Origin of the sequence: Algoriphagus vanfongensis DSM 17529, assembly GCF_000429465.1 — a bacterium.
GTDB classification, from domain to species: domain Bacteria; phylum Bacteroidota; class Bacteroidia; order Cytophagales; family Cyclobacteriaceae; genus Algoriphagus; species Algoriphagus vanfongensis.
Map to the genome: position 1 here is coordinate 374,230 of NZ_AUBX01000010.1, position 21,598 is coordinate 395,827.

At 43.2% G+C, this 21,598-nt stretch carries 17 protein-coding genes; 8 read left to right on the top strand and 9 right to left on the bottom strand.

Annotated elements, in window-relative coordinates; translation table 11 throughout:
• The first annotated feature begins 1 nt into the window (after window position 1).
• The 7 genes from G460_RS0106830 (at window position 2) to G460_RS0106860 (ending at window position 8,180) form a co-directional block, all read left to right on the top strand.
• Window positions 2-2,347 carry a TonB-dependent receptor gene (locus tag G460_RS0106830; protein WP_026954658.1) on the top strand — a complete coding sequence of 782 codons (2,346 nt, stop codon included), beginning with the start codon at window positions 2-4 and terminating at the stop codon, window positions 2,345-2,347.
• A gap of 16 nt (window positions 2,348-2,363) precedes the next feature.
• Window positions 2,364-3,632 carry a DUF4374 domain-containing protein gene (locus G460_RS0106835; RefSeq protein ID WP_084421194.1) on the top strand — a complete coding sequence of 423 codons (1,269 nt, stop codon included), beginning with the start codon at window positions 2,364-2,366 and terminating at the stop codon, window positions 3,630-3,632.
• 94 nt (window positions 3,633-3,726) lie between these two features.
• Entirely contained in the window at window positions 3,727-4,692 is a 966-nt protein-coding gene (locus tag G460_RS0106840; RefSeq protein WP_026954660.1) for an ABC transporter permease, read from the top strand.
• Window positions 4,689-5,636: an iron chelate uptake ABC transporter family permease subunit gene (locus G460_RS0106845; protein WP_026954661.1), complete on the top strand. Its 948-nt coding sequence runs from the start codon at window positions 4,689-4,691 to the stop codon at window positions 5,634-5,636. Before G460_RS0106840 ends, G460_RS0106845 begins: the two co-directional genes overlap by 4 nt.
• On the top strand, window positions 5,633-6,394 hold the full coding sequence (locus tag G460_RS0106850; RefSeq protein ID WP_026954662.1) for an iron ABC transporter ATP-binding protein: 762 nt from the start codon (window positions 5,633-5,635) through the stop codon (window positions 6,392-6,394). Before G460_RS0106845 ends, G460_RS0106850 begins: the two co-directional genes overlap by 4 nt.
• Before the next feature lie 24 nt (window positions 6,395-6,418).
• Window positions 6,419-7,354, top strand: a complete 936-nt coding sequence (locus G460_RS0106855) for a siderophore ABC transporter substrate-binding protein (protein WP_026954663.1) — start codon at window positions 6,419-6,421, stop codon at window positions 7,352-7,354.
• Between the two features lie 10 nt (window positions 7,355-7,364).
• Entirely contained in the window at window positions 7,365-8,180 is an 816-nt protein-coding gene (locus G460_RS0106860) for a siderophore-interacting protein (protein ID WP_026954664.1), read from the top strand.
• Window positions 8,181-8,276: 96 nt separating this feature from the next.
• Here the strand turns inward: G460_RS0106860 and G460_RS21560 are convergent, their stop codons facing one another.
• The 5 genes from G460_RS21560 to G460_RS0106885 form a co-directional block, all read right to left on the bottom strand.
• On the bottom strand, window positions 8,277-9,311 hold the full coding sequence (locus tag G460_RS21560; protein WP_035464071.1) for a YncE family protein: 1,035 nt from the start codon (window positions 9,309-9,311) through the stop codon (window positions 8,277-8,279).
• Between the two features lie 648 nt (window positions 9,312-9,959).
• On the bottom strand, window positions 9,960-10,454 hold the full coding sequence (locus G460_RS0106870; protein WP_245578709.1) for an Lrp/AsnC family transcriptional regulator: 495 nt from the start codon (window positions 10,452-10,454) through the stop codon (window positions 9,960-9,962).
• 135 nt (window positions 10,455-10,589) lie between these two features.
• Entirely contained in the window at window positions 10,590-11,582 is a 993-nt protein-coding gene (locus G460_RS0106875; RefSeq protein WP_026954666.1) for a bile acid:sodium symporter family protein, read from the bottom strand.
• 21 nt (window positions 11,583-11,603) lie between these two features.
• A complete protein-coding gene (locus G460_RS0106880; RefSeq protein ID WP_026954667.1) occupies window positions 11,604-12,635 on the bottom strand; it encodes a methionine synthase in 1,032 nt (343 codons plus the stop codon).
• A 30-nt stretch (window positions 12,636-12,665) separates the two neighbouring features.
• Window positions 12,666-13,718 (bottom strand): DUF1852 domain-containing protein, encoded by a 1,053-nt coding sequence (locus G460_RS0106885; RefSeq protein WP_084421196.1) that lies wholly within the window; start codon window positions 13,716-13,718, stop codon window positions 12,666-12,668.
• Window positions 13,719-14,143: 425 nt separating this feature from the next.
• Between G460_RS0106885 and G460_RS0106900 the strand changes: the two genes are divergently transcribed.
• Window positions 14,144-14,503, top strand: a complete 360-nt coding sequence (locus tag G460_RS0106900; protein WP_026954669.1) for a single-stranded DNA-binding protein — start codon at window positions 14,144-14,146, stop codon at window positions 14,501-14,503.
• 122 nt (window positions 14,504-14,625) lie between these two features.
• Here the strand turns inward: G460_RS0106900 and G460_RS0106905 are convergent, their stop codons facing one another.
• From G460_RS0106905 to G460_RS0106920, 4 genes are read right to left on the bottom strand one after another with little or no spacing between them, the layout of a single operon-like run.
• Window positions 14,626-18,030 carry an efflux RND transporter permease subunit gene (locus G460_RS0106905; protein ID WP_026954670.1) on the bottom strand — a complete coding sequence of 1,135 codons (3,405 nt, stop codon included), beginning with the start codon at window positions 18,028-18,030 and terminating at the stop codon, window positions 14,626-14,628.
• 3 nt (window positions 18,031-18,033) lie between these two features.
• Window positions 18,034-19,167, bottom strand: coding sequence for an efflux RND transporter periplasmic adaptor subunit (locus G460_RS0106910; RefSeq protein WP_026954671.1), 1,134 nt, complete (start codon window positions 19,165-19,167; stop codon window positions 18,034-18,036).
• Between the two features lie 43 nt (window positions 19,168-19,210).
• Window positions 19,211-20,569: a TolC family protein gene (locus G460_RS0106915; protein ID WP_035464074.1), complete on the bottom strand. Its 1,359-nt coding sequence runs from the start codon at window positions 20,567-20,569 to the stop codon at window positions 19,211-19,213.
• Between the two features lie 17 nt (window positions 20,570-20,586).
• Window positions 20,587-21,189, bottom strand: coding sequence for a TetR/AcrR family transcriptional regulator (locus tag G460_RS0106920; RefSeq protein ID WP_026954673.1), 603 nt, complete (start codon window positions 21,187-21,189; stop codon window positions 20,587-20,589).
• Window positions 21,190-21,598 lie beyond the last annotated feature (409 nt).

Genomic DNA, 21,598 nt, shown 5'->3' on the forward strand with positions numbered 1-21,598 from the left:
AGTGAGAAAATTACTCCTGTTACTTTTTTGGACGCTGGGTATGATTCCGGCATTTGCACAAGATGCACTTGTCAGAGGTTTTGTACACGATACTGACGGAACGCCCATTGTAGGTGTCCTGGCTTTTGAGAAAAACACCAACAATGCCTCTTACGCTGATGCGAAAGGCTTTTTCGAACTGAAAATCAAATCTGGCAAGAACACCTTGGTTTTTTCCATGCCAGGATATCTGAAGCAAGAAATATCTGTAGAACTAGCAACCGGTTCAGAAAAGGGCTTGAATGTAACGCTTGAAACTGACCCTAGCTACACACTTGGCGAGGTGGAAATCCTTGGGAAATCCGAAATCCGGGAAGTCGAAGAATCCGGTTTCAATGTGGTAGCTATTGATGCCAAACCTTTTCACAATGCCTCTATTGGACTCTCTCAAGTACTCGACATGGCTCCCGGCGTCAAAATCCAGCAAGAAGGCGGCTTGGGCTCCCGAACAAACGTCACTGTCAATGGGCTAAGTGGCCGACATGTGCGTTTTTTCATCGATGGCATGCCTATGGATGCGATGAGCTCCGCTTTTCAGATCAACAACCTGCCAGTCAATCTTGCCGAAAGAATTGAAGTCTATAAAGGTGTCGTACCCGTTAATTTCGGTTCGGATGCTCTAGGCGGGGCAGTGAATATTGTGACCAAAAAGTCTCCTGGAAAATACCTGGACTTCTCGTATTCGTATGGGTCTTTCAATACCCACATGACTTTTTTGAATACAGGAATCACAACTGACAAAGGCTTTACTTTCCAGTTGAGTGCCTATCAGAACTACTCAGACAATGACTATGATGTCTATGCGACGATCAAGGATTTTGAGACAAACTTGCTTTCCAAAGAACCTCAAAAAGTCCGTCGCTTCCATGATGTCTATCACAATGAAACCGTCATTGCCAAAGTAGGTTTGGTCAATAAACCCTTTGCCGATCAGTTGCTTTTTGGCTTCACTTGGGGTCAGGAATACGATGAGATTCAGCATCCCGCCTATCTCAACCTGGCTTTTGGGGAAAAATATCAGACTTCCAAAATCCTGATGCCTTCATTTCTATACTCCAAAGACAACCTGTTTATCGAAAATCTCAAAGTGAGTCTGGCAGCGAACTATAATTTTGGAGGAGGTCACAATGTGGATGTATCGGATCGGGAATATAATTGGCTGGGCGATTGGGTACCATCCAATTCTCCCGGCGAAATCCAATATTCTGATTACGTCTATGATGAAAATAATGCCACAATTAATTTCAACCTGAACTACCAGCTTGATCCCAAGCATCGTCTGACGGTAAACAATGTGGCAAATTTCTTTTCCCGCCAGGGAGATGAAAAAGTCACCAATGATGACTACATCAATCAAGAGCCCAGAGTCAACAATAGAAATATTCTGGGGATGAGTTTGACCAGTGACCACAATTCCCGATTCAGCACTTCCGTCTTTGGGAAAATGTATCATTACTCTGCTTCGGCCTACCTGAATCTTTCCAATCAAAATGGAATTGACAATTTTCAGACAGTGACCCAGGGAGATACGAAGTTTGGGTATGGCTTGACAGGCACCTATTTTTTGAAGGAAGACTTGCAGCTGAAGGCAAACTATGAGCTGACGACTCGCCTTCCTGTGAGTGAGGAGCTATTCGGTGAAGTCTTTGGATTCTATGTTGCCAATTTTGACCTGAGACCGGAGCAAAGTCAGAATATCAACCTTGGCTTTATTTATAGTTGGACACTCGCACAGGATCATGTTTTTAGCGCCGATGTCAACGGTTTTTACAGAAGAACCAGGGATTTCATCCGCACAACGATAAATTATTCTCAGGGAGAAGGAACCTACGAAAACGTCTATTTGGTAAAAACTCCCGGCGTGGATGGCGAAATCCGGTATTCCTTCAAAGACCGCTTTACCGCAGGAACAAGTCTTTCCTATGTGAAACCAAAAAATTACTCTGAAGGATCAACCTATTATGGCGGCACCCTTCCCAACCAGCCCAATTTCTTTGTCAACCTAGACGCTACCTACTTCTTGAATGATATCTGGAAACCGGAAAGTAGGTTGAGTTTCAGTTACAATCTTCAATACACGGATGAATTCCTGTATGACTACGACACATATCAGGCTTCCAATCGGGCGACTATCCCTACTCAGTGGAACCACAGTGTGTACGGAACCTACTCTTGGGCTTCAGGCAAATACAATGTCTCTTTGGATTGCAAAAATCTACTGGATGCTCGACTCTATGACAATTACAGCTTGCAAAAGCCTGGCAGGAGCTTCTCAGTGAAGTTCAGGTGCTACTTCAACAAAATCTAACTATAAACTTAAACTTATGAAAACCACAAAGCATTTCTTGCAATTAATGGCTGCAGCAGCAGCTTTTTCATTCTACTCTTGTGATGACAACGGAGGAGATGATCCTGATCCAGTGATCCCCACCGAGTCCAAATATGTGGTAGCTGCCACTTCGGGGGAAAATGACTACCTCGTGGCCGGTGATGAATTGGCTGCAGGTGCTACTTATGATGCTACCTCTACTGGAGCAGTTCAGTCTCCAGGAGACAGGAGCTGGACATTTTATGGCACTGATGTAGTTTATGGTTTCCTATACAATCAGGCTGACGCTGCGACCAGTTCTTCTTATGTTCTTTCTGATGACGGTACGTTGACCCAAAGAAATGAATTGGCTTTGGCAGTAGGTGTACAGACGAGAGGAGAAGCTAAAGGTGATTTGATCATGGCGAATTCAGACAGATTGAGAGAGCCTGAATTGGATCAAAAGGCTTATTTCTACAAAGTAGATACACAAACCGATGCTTCTGAATTGATCACTATCGTGACAAACAACATGCTGGAAGAGGGCGAAGTGGCCTATTTCACAGACATCACTGAATACGAAGGAAATATCATTGCTGGTGCCAGAAGTATCTCTTCCAGTGCTTTCACTTCTGCTCACTACAACAGTACCTATGTGGTAGTGTTCAATGATGACTTCACTGTCAAGCAAGTGATCAAGGACACTGGCAGAACTGGCTTCGTAGCCGGTCAGAAATACTCGCAAGGCGAGACTGGTCTTGAAGTAGTAGAAAGTGGCGATCTCTATGTGTTTTCTTCAGGTCAGACCAATTATGCAGATGCTGAAACGACCACTATTCCCTCTGGAATCCTGAAAATCAATCAAGGTGAATTTGAGTTTGACGCTGATTATTTCTTCAATATCACGGAGGCATCCAATGGTCATAACCTGTTCAGAACCTACTATATCGGCGGGACAACCTTTGTATTGAGCATGTATCCGGGCACCAATGCAGAAGCCACCTTTGGCATAGATGCAGACAGATTCGCCGTAGTAGATGTGGCTTCCAAATCATTCACTTGGGTGACAGGATTTCCTTCAGCTGCTGGTTTGGAGACGGACCCCTTCTTGGTAGGTACTCCTTTTGTGGATGCTGAAAACAGCCAATTGGTCGTACCTGTGACGACTTCTGACTCGAAGCATTACCTCTATACCATCAACCCTTCTTCTGCCACAGCTACTCAATCTTCCGAAATTATTGGAGAAGGGGTCAAAGCTGTGGGTATTTTGAAGGCGGAAGAATAAAATACCTGCACTCAAGATCATCATAAATTTGATAAAGAGCTCCGAACTTTGAAAGAGGTCGGAGCTTCATTTATATCCAGTAAAATCCTTTGGATTGAAAGCAATCAATTCCATTTCACTTCTGATCATTTTAGTAATTGCCTCGCTTTTTGTAGGAGTGAGCGATATCTCTATGACAGACATTTTATCGCTGAGCGAAGAGCAATGGTTGGTACTGAGGGTGAGCCGGGTACCAAGAACCATTGCCCTCCTTTTGGCTGGAATAGGAGTCAGTGTCTGCGGACTTATTTTGCAGCAGATGACTCAAAATAAATTTGTGTCCCCAGCCACTGCCGGCACTTTGGACGCGGCTAAGTTTGGGATTTTGGCAGCTTTGATCCTTTTGCCGGAGGCTGGAGGAGTATTAAAAGTGCTTTTCACCTTCGCATTCACTTTTTTAGCTAGTTTGGTTTTTCTCAAGATTGCGGATAGGATCCGCTACCGAAATATCATTTTCATCCCTATTGTAGGATTGCTTTTTGGAGGAATACTCAATTCGGTTACAGTATTTTTTGCCTATCAATTTAACATCGTGCAGGATGTCGGAGGATCTGGCGAATCCTACGGTGCCTGGATGGTAGGCGATTTTTCAGGCGTTTTGGAAGGAAACTATGAATTGCTCTACCTCTGTATTCCAGCCGTACTACTGACATACCTCTATGCCAGCAAGTTTACCGTGGTCGGCTTAGGCAAAGATTTTTCAAAAAACCTCGGGCTCAACTATCGCTCAGTCCTAAATATAGGCTTGGTATGTGTATCCCTGACCATCAGTGTCATTGCCATTACGATTGGGATGATCCCATTTTTGGGACTAGTTGTCCCTAACCTCACAAGTCTTTTGCTGGGAGGCAATCTCAAAAAAACCTTGCCTTTTACCGCCATTTTTGGGGCAATCTTTCTATTGATCTGTGATATTATCGGTAGACTGATCATTTTCCCATTTGAAGTACCGATCGGTATGATGGTCGGGGTCGTCGGTGGAGTCATTTTCTTGGTTTTACTTCTAAAGCGAAATCGATGAGCATCAAGAACAAATTGATTTTACTTTCGCTTCTCTGCTTGGGATTACTCGCTTTTTTCCTACTGTTTGATCTGCCTACCAATTGGACTTATGCCTTTGAAAAAAGAAGCATCAAGATCGCAGCTATGATCATGGTTGCCTGCTGTGTAGCCTACTCTTCAGTGGTATTTCAGACATTGACGGCCAATAGAATTCTGACTCCCTCTATCATGGGATTTGAGTCTGTCTATGTGCTGATTCAGACAGTGATTGTCTTTTTGTATGGCGACAAAACCTTCACCGCTGTCAATGACAAAGAAAATTTCTTCCTTTCGATCCTGATGATGCTGGGATTTGCACTACTGCTGTTCCGCTTTCTTTTCAGAAAAGAAAAAAGCAATCTCTACCTTCTTTTGCTGATCGGCCTGGTACTGGGAACTCTGTTTCGGACACTCAGTTCATTTCTACAGCTGATCATCGATCCCAATGAATTTTTGATGCTACAGGGAAGCATGTTTGCCTCTTTCAATTCGATCAACTTAGAACTATTTTGGTATGCACTGGCAATAATGCTTCTCTGTTTCGTGCTTGGCTTCCGTGGATTTAGAAATCTCGACTTGGTCATTCTTGGAAGAGAAAATGCCATCAGTCTCGGGCTCGATTATTTTAAGACAGTTCGGCTCTACCTCATCCTCATATCCGTACTGGTAGCTGTCTCGACTGCTTTGGTAGGACCGATAACCTTTTTTGGAATTTTGGTCACAAACCTGACCTACGAACTCTTTAAAACCTACAAACATGCCATCCTGATTCCAGCCTGCTGTCTGGTGAGTTGTCTCGCACTTTTCTGCGGGCAGCTGGTCGTCGAGCATGTGTTCAATTTCAACTCGACCATCAGCGTCATTATCAATTTTGTTGGAGGACTATATTTTATGGTATTGCTACTCAAAGTGAAAAAAGTATGATTCAGATAGAAAGTTTATCCAAGAATTTTGCTGAAAAGAAAGTCCTGAAGGAGGTTTCACTTTCGATTCCCAATGGGAAAATCACATCTCTGGTTGGAAGCAACGGAGCTGGAAAAAGTACCTTATTAGGGATTATTTCGAGGATATTGGAGCCTGATCAGGGAGCCATCATCATCAGTGAAAAGAATATCAAAGAGTATAAAAACCGAATCTTGGCACAGCACCTTTCAATCCTCAAGCAGTCAAATCACATCAATCTCAAACTCACCGTAAGGGATTTGGTCAGTTTTGGAAGATTCCCCTATTCTCAAGGAAGATTGACTGCAGAAGATGAGTTGAAAATCGATGAGGCAATAGCTTTTCTCAACCTGACAGAAATAGCCGAAGACTACATCGATGAACTCAGTGGAGGCCAGCGCCAGCGGGCGTTTTTGGCGATGGTGGTTGCCCAGGACACAGATTATATCCTACTGGATGAGCCGCTGAATAATCTGGATATGAAGCATTCTGTTCAAATAATGAAAATCCTCAAAGAGCTATGCCAACAAAAAGGGAAAACCATCGTCATGGTCATCCATGACATTAATTTTGCATCCTATTATTCCGATTACATCGCAGCTATGAAAGGTGGTCAAGTCATTCATTTCGACAAAACCGAAAATATCATAGAGCCACACATCTTACATGATGTTTTCGACATTCATTTTGAAATCATCGAGCGAGGCGGTCGACGCATCTGCAACTATTACGATAACTAATACAACAACTAACCTACCAATCACATGAAAACAAAATTGATCTTACCAGCACTTGCCTTCTTTATGGGCTTCCAAGCCTGCAATTCTGGAGCAAACAAAGAAAATACAGCCAACGAAGCGCAGGAAACTATGACCATCACCCATGAACTGGGCACGGTAGCTATCCCCAAAAACCCTCAAAAAGTAGTGGCTTTGGATTATGCCTCTGTTGAAACACTCCGCGAACTGGACATCCCTATCATAGGCACTGCCAAAAGTCACCTGCCACATTACCTGAGCGAGCTGCAATCAGATGAATCAGTCGTTGATTTAGGGACACTTTTCGAAGTGAACTACGAGGAACTGAGCTCTTTGGACCCGGATGTGATTTTTATCTCTGCTAGGATGCAGACGATTTATCCAGAGCTGTCCGAAATCGCTCCGACAGTATTTCTCCAAACTGATCAGTCCGATGTGATGGGGTCTTTCAAAAACAATGCAAGTGTGTATGGAGAGATTTTTGACAAGGAGGAAGAAACTAATCAGGCGATTCAGGAACTGGAAAAGAAGGTAGATGAGCTACGTCAAAAAGCCAGTGGATCTGGTCAAAAGGCTTTGGTTTTGCTATACAACAATGGTAAGTTCAGTGCTTTTGGAAAAGGATCCAGATTTGGAATCATTCATGATGTTTTTGGGTTTGAAGAAGCAGTAAAAGATCTGGAGTCTGCCCGCCATGGACAGGCAGTTTCCAATGAATTTATCCAGCAAGCCAATCCGGATTTTATCTTTATCATAGACCGCAGTGCGGTCGTCAATCAGGAAGCCACAGACAAAGAGAGCATTGAAAATGTACTCGTCCAGCAAACAAATGCTTACAAAAACGGAAAAATCATATACCTCGATCCGGCTGCGTGGTACATTTCAGGAGAGGGACTTACCTCTATGAAAATCATGATAGAAGAGGTTAGTTCCAGTCTTTAAACTTACAATTATGGCACTGCAAGTAGGACCAATAGTTCAAGATGTATTCACCGTGAAAGAAAAACTTCGCATCACTCCTCATCTGATCCGTGTGATTCTGAAAGGAAATGTGGAGATATTTAAGGATTCTAGTCTTGGAGCAAACAATAAGATTTTCATCCCACAGCCTGGTCAATCCAAAGTGGAAATGCGGGATTATAATTTTGAAACCAAGGAGTGGATTATTCCAGCACCGGAGATAAGGCCTTTCATGCGTACCTACACCCATCGGGCCGTTGATTTTGAAAAGCAGGAATTGACACTGGATTTTGCAGATCATGGAACTGGTGGACCAGCCTCGGCCTGGGCCAATCGAGCACAAGTAGGCGATGAACTGGGAATCGCTATGAAAACTCATTCCAAGGAGCTTTTCCCTCCAGTGGATTGGTATTTACTGGCTGGAGATATGACTGCTATCCCTGTTTTGAGTGTAATTTTGGAGAGCTTGCCGGCCACAGCCAAAGGAACATGTATCATTGAAGTTCATGGCCCAGAGGATGAGCAGCAAATCCAAACCAAGGCAGAAATTGATTTTATCTGGCTACACAATGCACATCCTGAAAATGGCAGCGACTTGGTCACAGAAGTCAAAAGAGTAGACCTACCCTCCTCCTCTAAGTTTGCCTATGTGGCTTGCGAGTATTCTTCTGTCAAGGACATACGAACTTATCTTCGTAAAGAGCAAGGCTGGGAAGCCAGAGAAATGTATGCTTTTTCGTATTGGAAAAGTGGCGCAAGCGAGGATGAATCCGGTACCGTCAGAAGAGAGGAGAAAGAATCTGTCTAACTCGATAAATTAAAAAATCTCATTTCAAAGGATTTACTCCAATGAAATACTCTTAAAAAAAACTGCCTGTCAGAAATTCTGACAGGCAGTTTTTTTTTATTCGAAACTAATCAGCGTGACTACGTCGCCTTTAGCATCTACAAAAGAGGGGTCATCTCTTTTCGATTGAGCCTTATTGGTGACATATGCCGTACCTGTTTTAGGGTTTACAGCTACTGTGTTTGGATAGGTTCCAGTATTCAAATCTGCTAATACCTCATAGCTGTTTGAATCTAAGACCGTGACTGTACCAGCTTTTCTGTTTGCCACAAAAATCCGTTCATGTTTAGGGTCAAAGCGTACTCCAAGTGCACCCTCTCCCGTTGGTATGGTTTTCAGCAATTCTCCTGAGTTCGCATTCAAAACAGTGATAGCTCCGGTGATTTGATTAGCAACAAATAATCTATTCGTTTTCGCATCAAACTCAATATTGACTGCTCCTTCAGCTCCAGAAGGAAAACTACGGATGATTTCCTCAGTTTTTAAATCCAAAACAGCCACTTCGCTTGTCCCTAGATTCGTTAGGTAGATCAAATTGTTCTTGCTGTCCAATGCCAATCCCGTGGTGCTTTGCCCTGTGTTTTCAATCACTTTTTCCAACATCTTGGTTTTGCCATCAATCACCCAGATTTTACTTGGCTTGCCGACATCAGAAACATAAATCTTGTTCGACTTTTCATCTATAATCAACTCGCGGGTATGTGATTTTTCGAAAGTTGGTACGATGGTTTTCACTTCGCCTGTCTTCAGGTCTATCGCATTTACAGAATTGTTTCTGGTGTTGGAAGTATAAAGTGTCTGAGTTTTGTCATTGATTCCAAGTCCATATCCTGGATTTTCTGTCAGTGCAATACTGTCAATAGCCTGGAGTGTGACAGGATCCAGCTTGTAGATCTGTGCATTGTTGCCTCCTCTGGAACCAGCCGCCGCCACATACACTGCGTTTCCTGAACTGCTATAGACGATTTCATATAGCCCTTTGCCGATTTTGGCGCTATTCCCTACTTCTTGGCCAAAGGATGCCCCCATTGGTCCCATTGCCATAAGGCCGATTAATGCAAAAGAATGCCTGATTAGCTTTGATTTTTTCATGTTGGTTTTTAAAAATTCTAGAATTAAAACTTTGAATATTATGATTATTTAGATTTAATCTAAATACACACAATATTACAAAACAGATCTCTATTTGTCTAAGGAGCCCAGAAAAAATATGCAGGAAAAACAGCAAAAGCATCAGCTACTTTGACACAAATTTTTAGAGTTAAATTGGAAGAAGGGGGATTCAAAAAAACCGCGATATGTCTTCTCTTTTTAAATCAGGTTAAAAAATATCAGGATCTAAGATTAACAGCCAAAGTCCGACCATTTGTTTCTACTCTATCTAGAAGAGTTGATAGAAAAACTGGAAAACGCTATACTTAAAATTGCTCAATCAAGAAAATAATTTGCATCTCCTGAGTAACGCAAAACGACATCAGCAGAATTACTGGAGAGTTCATTTCAAACTCAATAGTTACAAGTATGAAATTGAGAATATTCTCTCTATCGTCTACTTCGAAGATTTCACCAGACCTGATTAAATGAGATACTTCTATCTATAGGATAAGTAAAAGCTAAAAAGCAAGTCAGATCCCACCTCATTTATTTGATATTCCTAACCTACGTACTCTGGATAGCCACTTAGCTCGAAACTCATCTGAAGAACTTTTAATAGGTCCGATATAGCTTACTTTGATAGAATTAAAGTTTAATATTAAACGAATGCTTCAGTTGACTCATCACAAAGGTACTTTGGGTACTTCCAATGCTCTTCACCGAGCCTAGTTTATTAAACACAAAATCCTGATAATGCTTCATGTCACGGGTATATATTTTCAGCAGAAAATCGTAATCCCCCGAGATATTGTAGCATTCCACCACCTCTTCGAGTTGTTGGATATCACTCACAAAACTCTTTCCTATATTTTTATCATGCTGCTTGAGCTTGATGCTACAAAAGACGATCAGTCCATAGTTCAGTTTCTCTGCATTGATTAATGCAATGTACTTTCTGATAAAACCACGCTCCTCCAATTTTTTCACCCGCTCAAAGACCGGTGAGGGAGATAGATTAACTTTTGCTGCCAATTCTTTTTTGGTGATGCTGGAGTCATTGCCCAGGATCGTGAGCAGCTTGATGTCGATTTCGTCCAAATCTTCCATAGAAAAATTTTCCTTGAAAACTTCTGAAGCCATATATTTTCGGATTATTTGACTTTAAATATAAATCGGTAAAGCCATAATTCCTGACTTAAAAATAATTTACAGCCATTTCATCTTTTAGCTGGAGTTGAAAATATCGTGAACTCCCACAGCCATCTCGATTAAGAATCACTCTTCCTTTCGTCGGGCCATACTTTGAGCCATAATGCTGGCCGCAATTAATTGAAAGGCATGGTACAGCATAAGTGGCAACAGGACGATCCCAGTGATGGTGCTTTGCTGAAAGAGGACTTTTGACATGACCGTACCATGAACCAGTGACTTTTTGGATCCACAAAATAAGACCGTGATTCGATCCTCCGTCGAAAAACCCAACAAGCGGCTGATCAGTCCCACACAAAGGAATATTGTAAAAAACAAGACCACCATACCTGCGGCCAATCCGACGAGTTCAAGAGCAGTGAACCCATCAAAAAGATGCTCGGAAAAGGACTTGCAAAACGAGGTGTAAATGATCGTGAGGATGATTGCTTGATCGAATTGCTTGAGCTGTTTCTTGTATTTCTCGGCAGTGCCGCCAAACCGGGAATTTAGGCTGATGCCAATAATGACCGGCAACAAAACTTGAAGAACCAGCTTGATAAAGATGTCCGTGACATCAAAATCGCCTGTTGCCGATGCGATAAACAGCCCCACCCAGAGCGGTGTAACCACCACTCCAATCAAACTGGAAATACTTGCATTGAAAATGGCAGCGGGAATATTTCCCTTGGCGATAGAGACCATGACCACCGAAGAGGAAACAGTGGACGGTAAAGCCGCCAGAAAAAACACTCCCAACCAAAGCAACTCAAAGTCGGTTCCCATAAACAGCGGCCGAGCTGCCAAGACGATGAGCGGAAAAAACAAAAAGGTAGTCAGTTGCACGACAATGTGCATTTTCCAGTTGGCAAGTCCGGCCTTTAATTTCTCCAAACTCAGTCGCACACCGTAAAACAAGAAAATCAAGGATACGCCTATACTGGCAATCTCCTCCAGCGAAACAGGTTCTTTGACCAATCCTGGCTGTGGTAAAAAATAAGCCATCAAAATCATGGCACCAATCATCAACAGGAAACTGTCGAAACCTGCTTTCTTCAATACTGCTAATAACTTCTTCAATGTACACTTGTTAAATCGGAGTTAAACCCCAAATTCCCTGCGTATAATTTCAGCTCCGGCACTTAACGCGCTCAACTTCCCTCTCGTCACTTCTCTGGACAAAGGAGCCATGCCACAGTTGGTTGAAGGATAGAGATTTTCGATGTTTACAAACTCAAGCGTTTTACGCAAAGTATCCGCTACTTCTTCGGGAGTTTCGATCGCGTTGGATGCCACATCGATTGCGCCTACCATTACTTTTTTGCCACGAACGAGCTCAATTAAATTCAATGGCACTTTGGAATTGTGACATTCCAATGACACCACATCAATTTTGGATTTCTGGATTTTCGGGAAAATCTCCTCGTATTGTCTCCACTCCGAACCCAATGTTTTCTTCCAATCATTGTTGGCTTTGATCCCATAACCATAGCATATATGCACCGCTGTTTCGCAGGTTAAACCTTCGATGGCTCTTTCTAATGCTGCCATTCCAAAGTCGTTTACTTCATCAAAAAACACATTGAATGCGGGCTCATCAAACTGGATAATATCCACCCCTGCGTCTTGCAGTTCCCTTGCTTCTTCATTGAGAACTTTCGCAAATTCCCAAGCCAATTTTTCCCGGCTTTTGTAATGGTCATCGTACAAGGTGTCCACCATTGTCAGCGGTCCTGGCAAGGCCCATTTGATACGCTTATCAGTCTGGCTGCGCAAAAACTTAGCATCTTCGACAAACACTGCTTTTTGACGTGCCACCTCTCCTACAACCACCGGAACCCTCGCATCATAGCGGTCACGGATTTTTACAGTCTTACGATTTTCAAAATCCACCCCATTCAGATGCTCGATAAAAGTGGTTACAAAATGTTGGCGCGTCTGCTCTCCGTCACTGATGATATCCACCCCTGCCAATTGCTGCTCCTGTAGCGTGATACGCAAAGCATCTTGCTTGCCTTCGAGCAATTGCTCACCTTCCAGTTTCCATGGCGACCAAAGTTTTTCGGGTGGGGCCAGCCAAGCAGGCTTGGGCATACTTCCAACAATCGAGGTAGGTAGTAGTATTTTCTTCATTTTTATGTAGTTCTAAATAGCTTGTTTTGATTAAAGAGCGAAATTGGCAGACCACTCTTCCAATACGCTTTGGTAAGGCTTGATAAAATGTTCTTCAGCATATTTTCCCTGTTCCACGGCCAGTCTGCTGCGTTCCTCGCGGTCATATTCCACACGAGTGAGTGAATAATCTTCGTGTTTAAGACTAGGTTTGAAAATTTCCCCGGCCGCTGAATTGGCGTTGTAAATCTCAGGGCGATAAATCTTCTGAAAGGTCTCCATCGTGCTGATGGAGCTGATGAGGCCAAGATCCGTATAGTCAGCAAGCAGATCTCCGGAATGATAAAACGCCATCGGCGCCACGCTGTTTGGAGGCATGAAAAAGCGAACTTTTAAGCCCATTTTAGCAAAATATTCGTCAGTGAGCGAATACGCATCTTGCACATACTCAAAACCCAAAACCGGATGCTGATATTCAGTGCGGGTATAAGTTTTGCTGCTCGACACACTGAGGCAGATGATCGGTGACATCTTAAAGTGCTCTCTATACGTGGCTGAATTCACAAAGCACTTATAAAGTTTGCCGTGCAAATCCCCAAAATCTTCAGGAACAGTAAAACTAGGTTTGTCTTTATTGTAGTCGGTCAATACAACACTGAAATCGTAATCACGCACATAGGAAGAGAAATTATTTCCGGCAACACCATCAATCTGCTTTCCCGTCTTACGATCCAAAATATTCGTCTTCAAAACTTCAATCATCGGTAGATCGTTAGTACCGTTTTTATCATCGATACTCATCGTTACCGTCATGATTTCAAGTTCTATCAGGTAGCGATCGCCGGTTGGATTGTCCACATGAGCCAACGCGTTGAATCGATTGTTGATCATATTCAAGGCATTGCGTAAGTTTTGTTGGCGATTGGCACCCCTGGCCAGGTTTGCAAAATTGGTCGTCAAACGTGTCTGACTAGCGGGATGATAGTTCTCATCCAAACAAGTGCTCTTCAGCGTGAACTCAAAATCATTCTTGATGGTATCCTGAACTTTTCCAACAACTTTTCTTTCGTTTATTCCCGAATCTTCTAACACCCTTTCTTTCATCTCATTGCATAGTTTTTATTCCCAGCAAATTTTAAAACAAAAGATGAATATTCTTAATAGTTACATAAATTCAGACATATAATCTAAAAAGCATATCTATTGAAGATAATTAATCTTTTAAGAGTCTAATAATATAAGAATTCAGATAAATTTTCTGCCAAATCTTCCAAAGGATCATTTTGAGATGATTTACTTTCTCCAAAAAAGGGTGAGTTTCGAACATAGTATCAGCAGAATATACCAAGTACCTACAGAAAGACGAAAAAGCACCTATCCATAGGATTTGGCTTTTCGTTGGAAAAAAACCTGAAGTACTGCTTCCAAATTTCGATTGAATAGTCCCCGAACAGCTAGAGTGGCAATTGATAATTCCTCATGTACTAATTCAGGAGTAAATTTTGAAACCATGAAGCCAAGAGCAGTTAATCGGCCGTATGGGCGACAAAATCCAAGTCAATACTTTGGACTCCGGTAAAATCAAAGGCAGTGTCAACCTCGCAACCAGTGAGACCTACAGAAATGCACAAGGCGAAAAAGTCAGTGAGACCACTTGGCACCATCTCGTCGTCTGGAGCAAGCAAGCGGAAATCCTAGAAAAATACACGGACAAAGGATCTGAAATCGCCGTCGAAGGCAAAATCACCAACCGCGACTATACCGACAAGGACGGTGTCAAAAAATACATCACCGAGATAGTCGTCCACGAGTTTCTGCTCATGGGTGGCAACAAAACCAAATCACAAACAGAAACCGGTGAAAATAAGGAAGATGACCTTCCTTTTTGAGGCAGACTAAAGGATAAGATTTTTTAACACTCTTTCCCGAAATCCAAGCCTTTTTAAAAGTAAAAACCTCCGGGACAATGTCCCGGAGGTTTGTTCAAAAAAAACCACCAACCTTAAATCAATCATGCTTTCACTTTACGAAGCTTCATATTCAGCTTATCTGCCAGCAAGTACATGACTGGTACGATCACTAACGTAAGGAAGGTTGCAAAGGTTAACCCGAAGATCACGGTCCATGCCATTGGTCCCCAGAAATCTGCGTTGTCTCCACCTACGTAGAATTGCGGATCAAAAGAACTCAATAAAGTTCCAAAATTGATGTTCATCCCGATAGCCAAAGGCACTAAACCAAGCACGGTAGTAATCGCCGTCAGCAATACAGGACGAAGACGGGTTTTGCCGGATTCGACGATACTGCCCACCAAGTCTGGGTAGGACAAAAACTCATCATCTGCGATTCCCAATTCCTCCCTTTTTCTCTCTCTCACTAGATTGGTATAATCGATCAATACGATGGCATTGTTTACCACTACCCCGGCCAGGGAAATAATCCCGATTCCTGTCATGATCATCACAAAATCCATATTGAATATCACCAATCCCAAGAATACACCAATCGTGCTCAAGACTACCGAAGCCATGATGATAAATGGAGTAGTCACTGAGTTGAACTGAGCGACAATGATCAAGAAAATGATAGAAACGGCTATCATCAAGGCCCTCATCAAAAACTCTTGAGATTTGGCTTGCTCCTCTTGCTCTCCGGTAAATTTGACTTCGATTCCCTCCGGAATTTCATAGGTCGCCATCAAGTTTTTGATCTGGGTATTGATCTCCGTAGGATTGTAATTTTCCAGCACGTTGGATGCTAGTGTGATCACTTTTTCCAAATCCTTTCTTTTCACAGATCCATAAGTAGACCCGTATTTCACATCTGCCACAGCGGACACAGGCACTTCACGCTTAGTACCAAACTTATCCCTAAAGCCAATTTTCTTATTGACTAGCGTATTGATATCATAGCGGTAATCTTCCATCAGCCTCAACTGAATCGGATAGTCATCTTCACCTTCTTTGTATTTGGACACTTCCAGACCAAAGAGTGCGGTCCTCATCTCCGTAGCAATCTCGGAAGTGGATAGCCCAAATCTTCTGGCTTTTTCCCGATCGATATTCAAAATCACTTCTGGACTCCCCAAGGACAAATCGGTCTTCAGTTCCTCTACCCCAGCTACGTTTTGTCTATCCAAGTATTCCTTGGTCTGATTGACAAATGCGATCAACTGCTCGTAATCTTCACCAATAAATTCAATATTGACAGCCTTGCCTACAGGAGGACCATTTCGCTGCTTATCTACTGTAATCTGCACTCCCGGATATTTCTCTACCAAATCGCGAATATCTTCCATCGCCTCATTGGTATTGACTCCTTGTCTATCAATATAGTCCACAAAACCGATCGTGATTTTCGCTTTGTGAGGGGTAGCTTCATTGCTAGGTCCCTCGGTCGGATCTCCTGTACCTTCACCGACCTGCGTGATCATGGATTCGATGATTTCATGATAAGGCGTCAAGGTACCCCATACCTCATCCTCCATCTGATCCACAAAGGAATTGGTCGCATCTATGTCAGTTCCTATCGGAAACTCCACATAGACATTGATCAGCTGCGGTTGGTTGTCTGGGAAAAAGAGAACTTTCGGCGCTCTAATCCCCAATAGAACTACTGAGAAAAACAAAAGCAACACCGTACCTCCAAAGAAGAAATAAGGTCGCTTATCTTTCAGCGCATAGCCCAAGATCGATTCGTAGGAGTTTTCCAAACGAACCAAAAACACAGTCTGGAACCATCGGATTGCTTTTCTCAATGCAAAGACATTAAACAAGGTCAGAATACAGCCAATCAGCATCAAAGATCCCATAGCTGTCCATCCCATCAGATAAAGTAGAGTGGAAAGAACCAAGAATACTCCAGCCACGATGATCGATCTTTGCTTGGGCTTGTCTTTGGATACGTCCTCTACTTTCATAAAGAGGGAAGTCAATACTGGGTTGATCACCAACGCCACGAACAAGGAGGATGACAATACAATAATCAGCGTAATCGGCAGGTACTTCATAAATTCCCCGACGATATCATCCCAAAAAGCCAAAGGCAGAAATGCGGCCAAGGTAGTCGCAGTCGATGTGATAATCGGCCAAGCTACTTCCCCTACTCCTTGCTTCGCTGCCACGATAGCCGACTTGCCTTCCGACATCAATCGGTAGATATTTTCCACTACCACGATACCATTATCCACAAGCATCCCCAGTGCCAAAATCAAAGAGAACAACACCATCAAGTTTAGTGTGATCCCGAATGCATTCAGCACCAAGAAAGAAATAAACATGGAAAGTGGAATCGCTATCCCTACAAAGAGCGCATTGCGGAAGCCCAAAAAGAACATCAATACCAAAACCACCAAGATCACCCCAAAGATGATGGAGTTTTCCAAGTCACTCACCTGCAAGCGGGTCTGTTTGGATTGGTCATTGGTGATGGTGATCTCCAGGTCAGACGGGAATCGGGTGCGCTGCGCCCTATCGATGATTTCCTTGATCTTATCTGCAGCGTATAGCAGGTTTTCTCCTGATCTCTTGGTGACGTTGATCGTCACTACAGGTAGATTTTTGCTTCTGGCGTAGGAACTTCTCTCCTCGTAGGTATCCAATACTTCCGCTACGTCCCGCAGGTATACTATTTTCCCATTGTCTGTTTTGACGATGACATTGAGCAGATCATAGGGATCTGTAAATTCACCATCCACACGCAAAGTCCTCGTGTAATCTCCAGCCCGGATATTACCACCGGAAATCGTCACATTCTCTGTCTGGATAGCCTGAGAGATATCCCCAAAAGTCACTCCAGTAGCTTCCATTTTATAAGGATCCACATTCACTTGGATCTCCCGCTCTACCGTACCGGCAAGATCTGCTTTTGAAATCTCTGAAAGTTTCTCGATCTCATCCTCCAAATACTCCCCGAATTTCTTCAATTCAGTTTCTGAATAATCCCCCGAAATATTCACATTCATGATCGGGAAATCCGAAGTATTCACCTCGAGCACATTGGGATCCTGATCGAGATCAGTCGGCAATTCACTTTTGGCCTTATCCACCGCATCCTTCACATCCTGGATTGCCTTGGAGATTTCTACTCCTGGATTAAACTCAATCACAATGGAGGAGAAATCCTGCACTGAGGTCGAACTGATATCTTTGACATCATTCATTCCCTTCAGTTCCTTCTCAATCGGTCTGGTGATCAGGTTTTCCATATCCACTGGCGAGTTGCCGGGATAGGGAGTCCCTACATAGACCGTAGGAATGACGATTTCAGGAAAACTCTCCTTGGGCATGGTCCGATAGGCACCCAGTCCCAAGACTGCAATGATCAGCGTCAAAATCACCACCGAAGTGGAATTGTCTACACTGAGACTGGACAGTCCAAATTCCCTGATGGTTTTTGATTTTGGTTGTTCAGTCATGATTTATTGTTGAGAAATATTGACTCTAAAATTATCTCCTACCTCACGGAAACCTTTGTCTACCAAAGTCTCATTGCCTTGCAGGCCTTCTAGCACTTCAGCTTCATCGTCAAAGGTTCTTCCTCTCTTGATGTATTTCTTCTTGGCCGTCTCTCCTTCTACCACATAGATATAATCCCCTTTATTATCACTCAAGATCAAATAAGCCGGCACGATGACACTGTCTTTGTTTTCATAATCTTTGATTTTCAAAACAGAAATCATGTTAGGCTTCACCTGAGGCAGGTTGGGAAGGAAAACCTCCACCTTGAAAGTCCTGTTGTTTGGATTGATGATCGCCCCAACAGCAGATACTTTTGTTTTCAACTCTTGATTGATGGATGGGAAAGTGACATTCACACTGTCCCCTTTGCTCAATACTCCCACATAACTCTCCGAAATATCCGCTTCGATAAATAGATCGCTTTCACCGACAAACTGAAACATCGCTGTCCCCGGCTGCACCAATTCTCCCAATCTCACTTGGACGGTCTCAATCGTCCCGTTGAAAGGCGCGACCACCCGGGTTTTCTCCAGTTGGGTCTTGACAGAAGCCAGATTTCTTTCCAGACTTTCTTTTCTGTTTTTTGCTTCCAAAAATTGAACTTCAGTCCCGATCTCCTGATCCCAGAGTCTCTTTTGTTTTTCAAATAAAGTCGTCGCCAATTCCAAATTTGTCTCCAACTCATCGATATTCCGCTGAATCGTCTCTGCATCGATATTGGCCAAAACCTGTCCGCGAGTCACTCTCATGCCTTCCATCGCCGGAATCTCCATGATTCGACCGCCTGTCTCCGCGCTGATGACCACATTCTTTTTGGAAAGAACAGAACCAGTCACTTCCACATAGTGATCAAACTCACCCTTGCGGGCCTTTGCCGTGGTGATCAAAATGGACTTTTGATTTTGCTTGGCATATTCTGGATCCAGCGCTGAGATTTCTGCTTCCAGCTCCAGAATAGAAGACTGGATCGTAGATGCTTCCGCTCTCAACTCTTCCAACTTTGCTTTTTTGGACTCTACCGTCTCCTCAGATGCACATCCGATGGCTAGCAGCATCAGGAAGCTAATGGGTAAAAATTTCAATCTTGCTTTCATTATTTATCGGATATTATTTTTCCTACTTGGGGAGGATTTAGGATTAGTTTAAATTATTGGTTTTCAGCAGTCCCAAAGCTTTCTCTAGGTCAACTTTGGCCACCAGCCCATCATACAGTGCAGACAAATAATTGATCTCTGCTTCGATCAGGTCGGCATTTGCTTCGGTCACCTCCAAATTGGAGCCTACACCTTCATTGTATTTGATTTTGGCCATGTCGTAGACCTCCTGAGCGAGATCCAGGTTTTCCTGCTGCACTCTCAGGATATTCAGATCATTCTTCAGATTGGTTTTGGCAGTGAACACTTCATTTTTGATGCTCTCATTCAAGAAAAAACGTTGATTTTCCAATTGCTGCAGTTGGATTCTGTTTTTCTGGATTCGGGCACTTTTGCTCAAACCATCAAAAATCGGAATCGACATAGATACGCCCAACAGGGAGCTACCAAACCAGTTGTCACTATTAAAAACCGCATCCATCGTGTTGCCGGCTCCTGAGCGCTGGGCATTGGCGACAAAGTCTATGGAAGGCATGTATTGGGCATGGTTATTTTTGAGATCCAAGCGGGTGAGTTCCAGATTGGTTTCCAACTGACTGACTTCCACTCTTTCTATTCCTTCATCGACCATCAAGGCGTTGATCTCATCGATAGGATTGAGTTCTAGAAGTGTCTCGACCAATTCCACATCATACTCCATCGGCAATCCCATCTGCAATTTTAGGACTTGCTTGCTGACTTCAAGTGCGGTCAGACTTCTCTCCAATTGACTGTAGGTATTGTTTCTCTGCACCTGAATTCGAGACACATCAATCTTCTCTGCAAATCCGGCCTCATTGAGTGCTCTTGTCTCTTCCAGCAAGGAATCGATTCTGGCCAAGTTGGACTCTGACAGGCGGATTCTTTCTTCATTCACCAGCACTCCGAAATAAGCCTTTTTTACCGATTCGATCACATCATTCTCGGTCTTGACCAGATCGAGATCCGTCAATTGTCGGTAAGTCTTAGCAGCTCTCAACCCTACAAAAAACGACCCGTCAAAAATCATTTGGCGGAGATTGGCTCCCAAACTCGAAGAATAACTCAATCCAAATCTTGCAGGAATGACATCTCCGGGGATACTTGGGTCTCCAAAGGGTGGCTCATTGGGAAGAAACATCACCGGAATGGATGGGTTGTAGTTAAACTCATAGCTTCCGTTGACCTGAGGCAAACCCTCTGCGGTGGTCTCTTTGACCGTAGCTTTGGAGATCAGGGTTTCCAATTGTGCATTTTTGACATTGACATTATTCTCCAACGAATAATTCAAAGCCTCCTGAAGTGTCAGAGGCAATGTCTCCTGGGCATTTCCTGCCACTACCATGCTCAAAAAGGCAAATACTAATAGTAGGTAGTTTTTCATTTCAACTATTCAATCAATTATTTGGTTTTCTGAAGCCGATAAGCCTCTCTTCCTTTCTCTGTAAATATACCATGGAGAAAATGATCCATCGTCTGTAATTGTTCTTCGACCAAGTCGTAGTCCGGATTTGCCACCTTGGCAGGATCCATCGCACTGGAAATCTGATTGACACGCATCCGGGCCATGATCCCCGTATCTACCTCGGTGCGGAAGTAGCCGTTTTGCTTGCCTTCTTCAATGATCCTTTCCAGATTGACCAAAATCACCCGGTCTCTAAACTCTTCAAAGAGGGTCCAGGATTCAGGAAAATACTTCTGAATCTCCAGAATCGTCAGCGGATTGATGGTCTGCAGCCGATGGCGAATCATCTTGGACACCTCCACCAAGTGGTCGATGGCATCCAAATCCGCCCTCAGGATCTCCGACAACTCTTGCTTTTCCACGTCCAACAGTAAGGAAAAAGTGGAATGAATGAGCTCCCGCTTATCCCTAAACTCCTGATAAAGTGTCTTTTTAGAAATCCCCATCAGTCGCGCAATATCATCCATGGTGGTGCTTCTCACCCCATATTTGGTAAATTGCTCCAAGGCCAAATTCAATATCTTATCTCTCGTCTCCAATGCGCTTGTGATTTGCTCCGCAAAACTAAGGAAACGATGCGCCTCGTCAAAGTTTCCTTAGTTTTTATTTGAAATAATATTCCGCAAAACAGTACTGCGCAAAAGCAAATTCTGCTCGAAACCGTACAAATATGGAATTTAATAACAGTCTATTTTGCACTCTGCGTAGAATCCCGTCACAAAATGACAGTCTTCTTGTAATTCACTGCACCCGCACCAACTCACTCAAATCCGGCTCTAATCACGCATTCTTTCAGCGCATTCCGAAAAAACTTAAATTAAGAATTCATGATTTTGTTCAGCTTCACTCTCACTGCTCTTCAAAGCCCTGTCTGAAAGCCATTTTATTTGCATCCTCATTTTTCACAATTGCCCCAAATCCTTACCTTTGCAGCTTACCAGCTCAAGG

Excerpts from the sequence above, each read along its gene's own strand:
- G460_RS0106835 (WP_084421194.1), top strand. The coding sequence starts at position 2,364 with ATGAAAACCACAAAGCATTTCTTGCAATTAATGGCTGCAGCAGCAGCT.
- G460_RS0106845 (WP_026954661.1), top strand. The coding sequence starts at position 4,689 with ATGAGCATCAAGAACAAATTGATTTTACTTTCGCTTCTCTGCTTGGGA.
- G460_RS0106850 (WP_026954662.1), top strand. The coding sequence starts at position 5,633 with ATGATTCAGATAGAAAGTTTATCCAAGAATTTTGCTGAAAAGAAAGTC.
- G460_RS0106855 (WP_026954663.1), top strand. The coding sequence starts at position 6,419 with ATGAAAACAAAATTGATCTTACCAGCACTTGCCTTCTTTATGGGCTTC.
- G460_RS0106860 (WP_026954664.1), top strand. The coding sequence starts at position 7,365 with ATGGCACTGCAAGTAGGACCAATAGTTCAAGATGTATTCACCGTGAAA.
- G460_RS21560 (WP_035464071.1), bottom strand. The coding sequence starts at position 9,311 with ATGAAAAAATCAAAGCTAATCAGGCATTCTTTTGCATTAATCGGCCTT.
- G460_RS0106870 (WP_245578709.1), bottom strand. The coding sequence starts at position 10,454 with ATGGCTTCAGAAGTTTTCAAGGAAAATTTTTCTATGGAAGATTTGGAC.
- G460_RS0106880 (WP_026954667.1), bottom strand. The coding sequence starts at position 12,635 with ATGAAGAAAATACTACTACCTACCTCGATTGTTGGAAGTATGCCCAAG.
- G460_RS0106885 (WP_084421196.1), bottom strand. The coding sequence starts at position 13,718 with ATGAAAGAAAGGGTGTTAGAAGATTCGGGAATAAACGAAAGAAAAGTT.
- G460_RS0106905 (WP_026954670.1), bottom strand. The coding sequence starts at position 18,030 with ATGACTGAACAACCAAAATCAAAAACCATCAGGGAATTTGGACTGTCC.
- G460_RS0106910 (WP_026954671.1), bottom strand. The coding sequence starts at position 19,167 with ATGAAAGCAAGATTGAAATTTTTACCCATTAGCTTCCTGATGCTGCTA.
- G460_RS0106915 (WP_035464074.1), bottom strand. The coding sequence starts at position 20,569 with ATGAAAAACTACCTACTATTAGTATTTGCCTTTTTGAGCATGGTAGTG.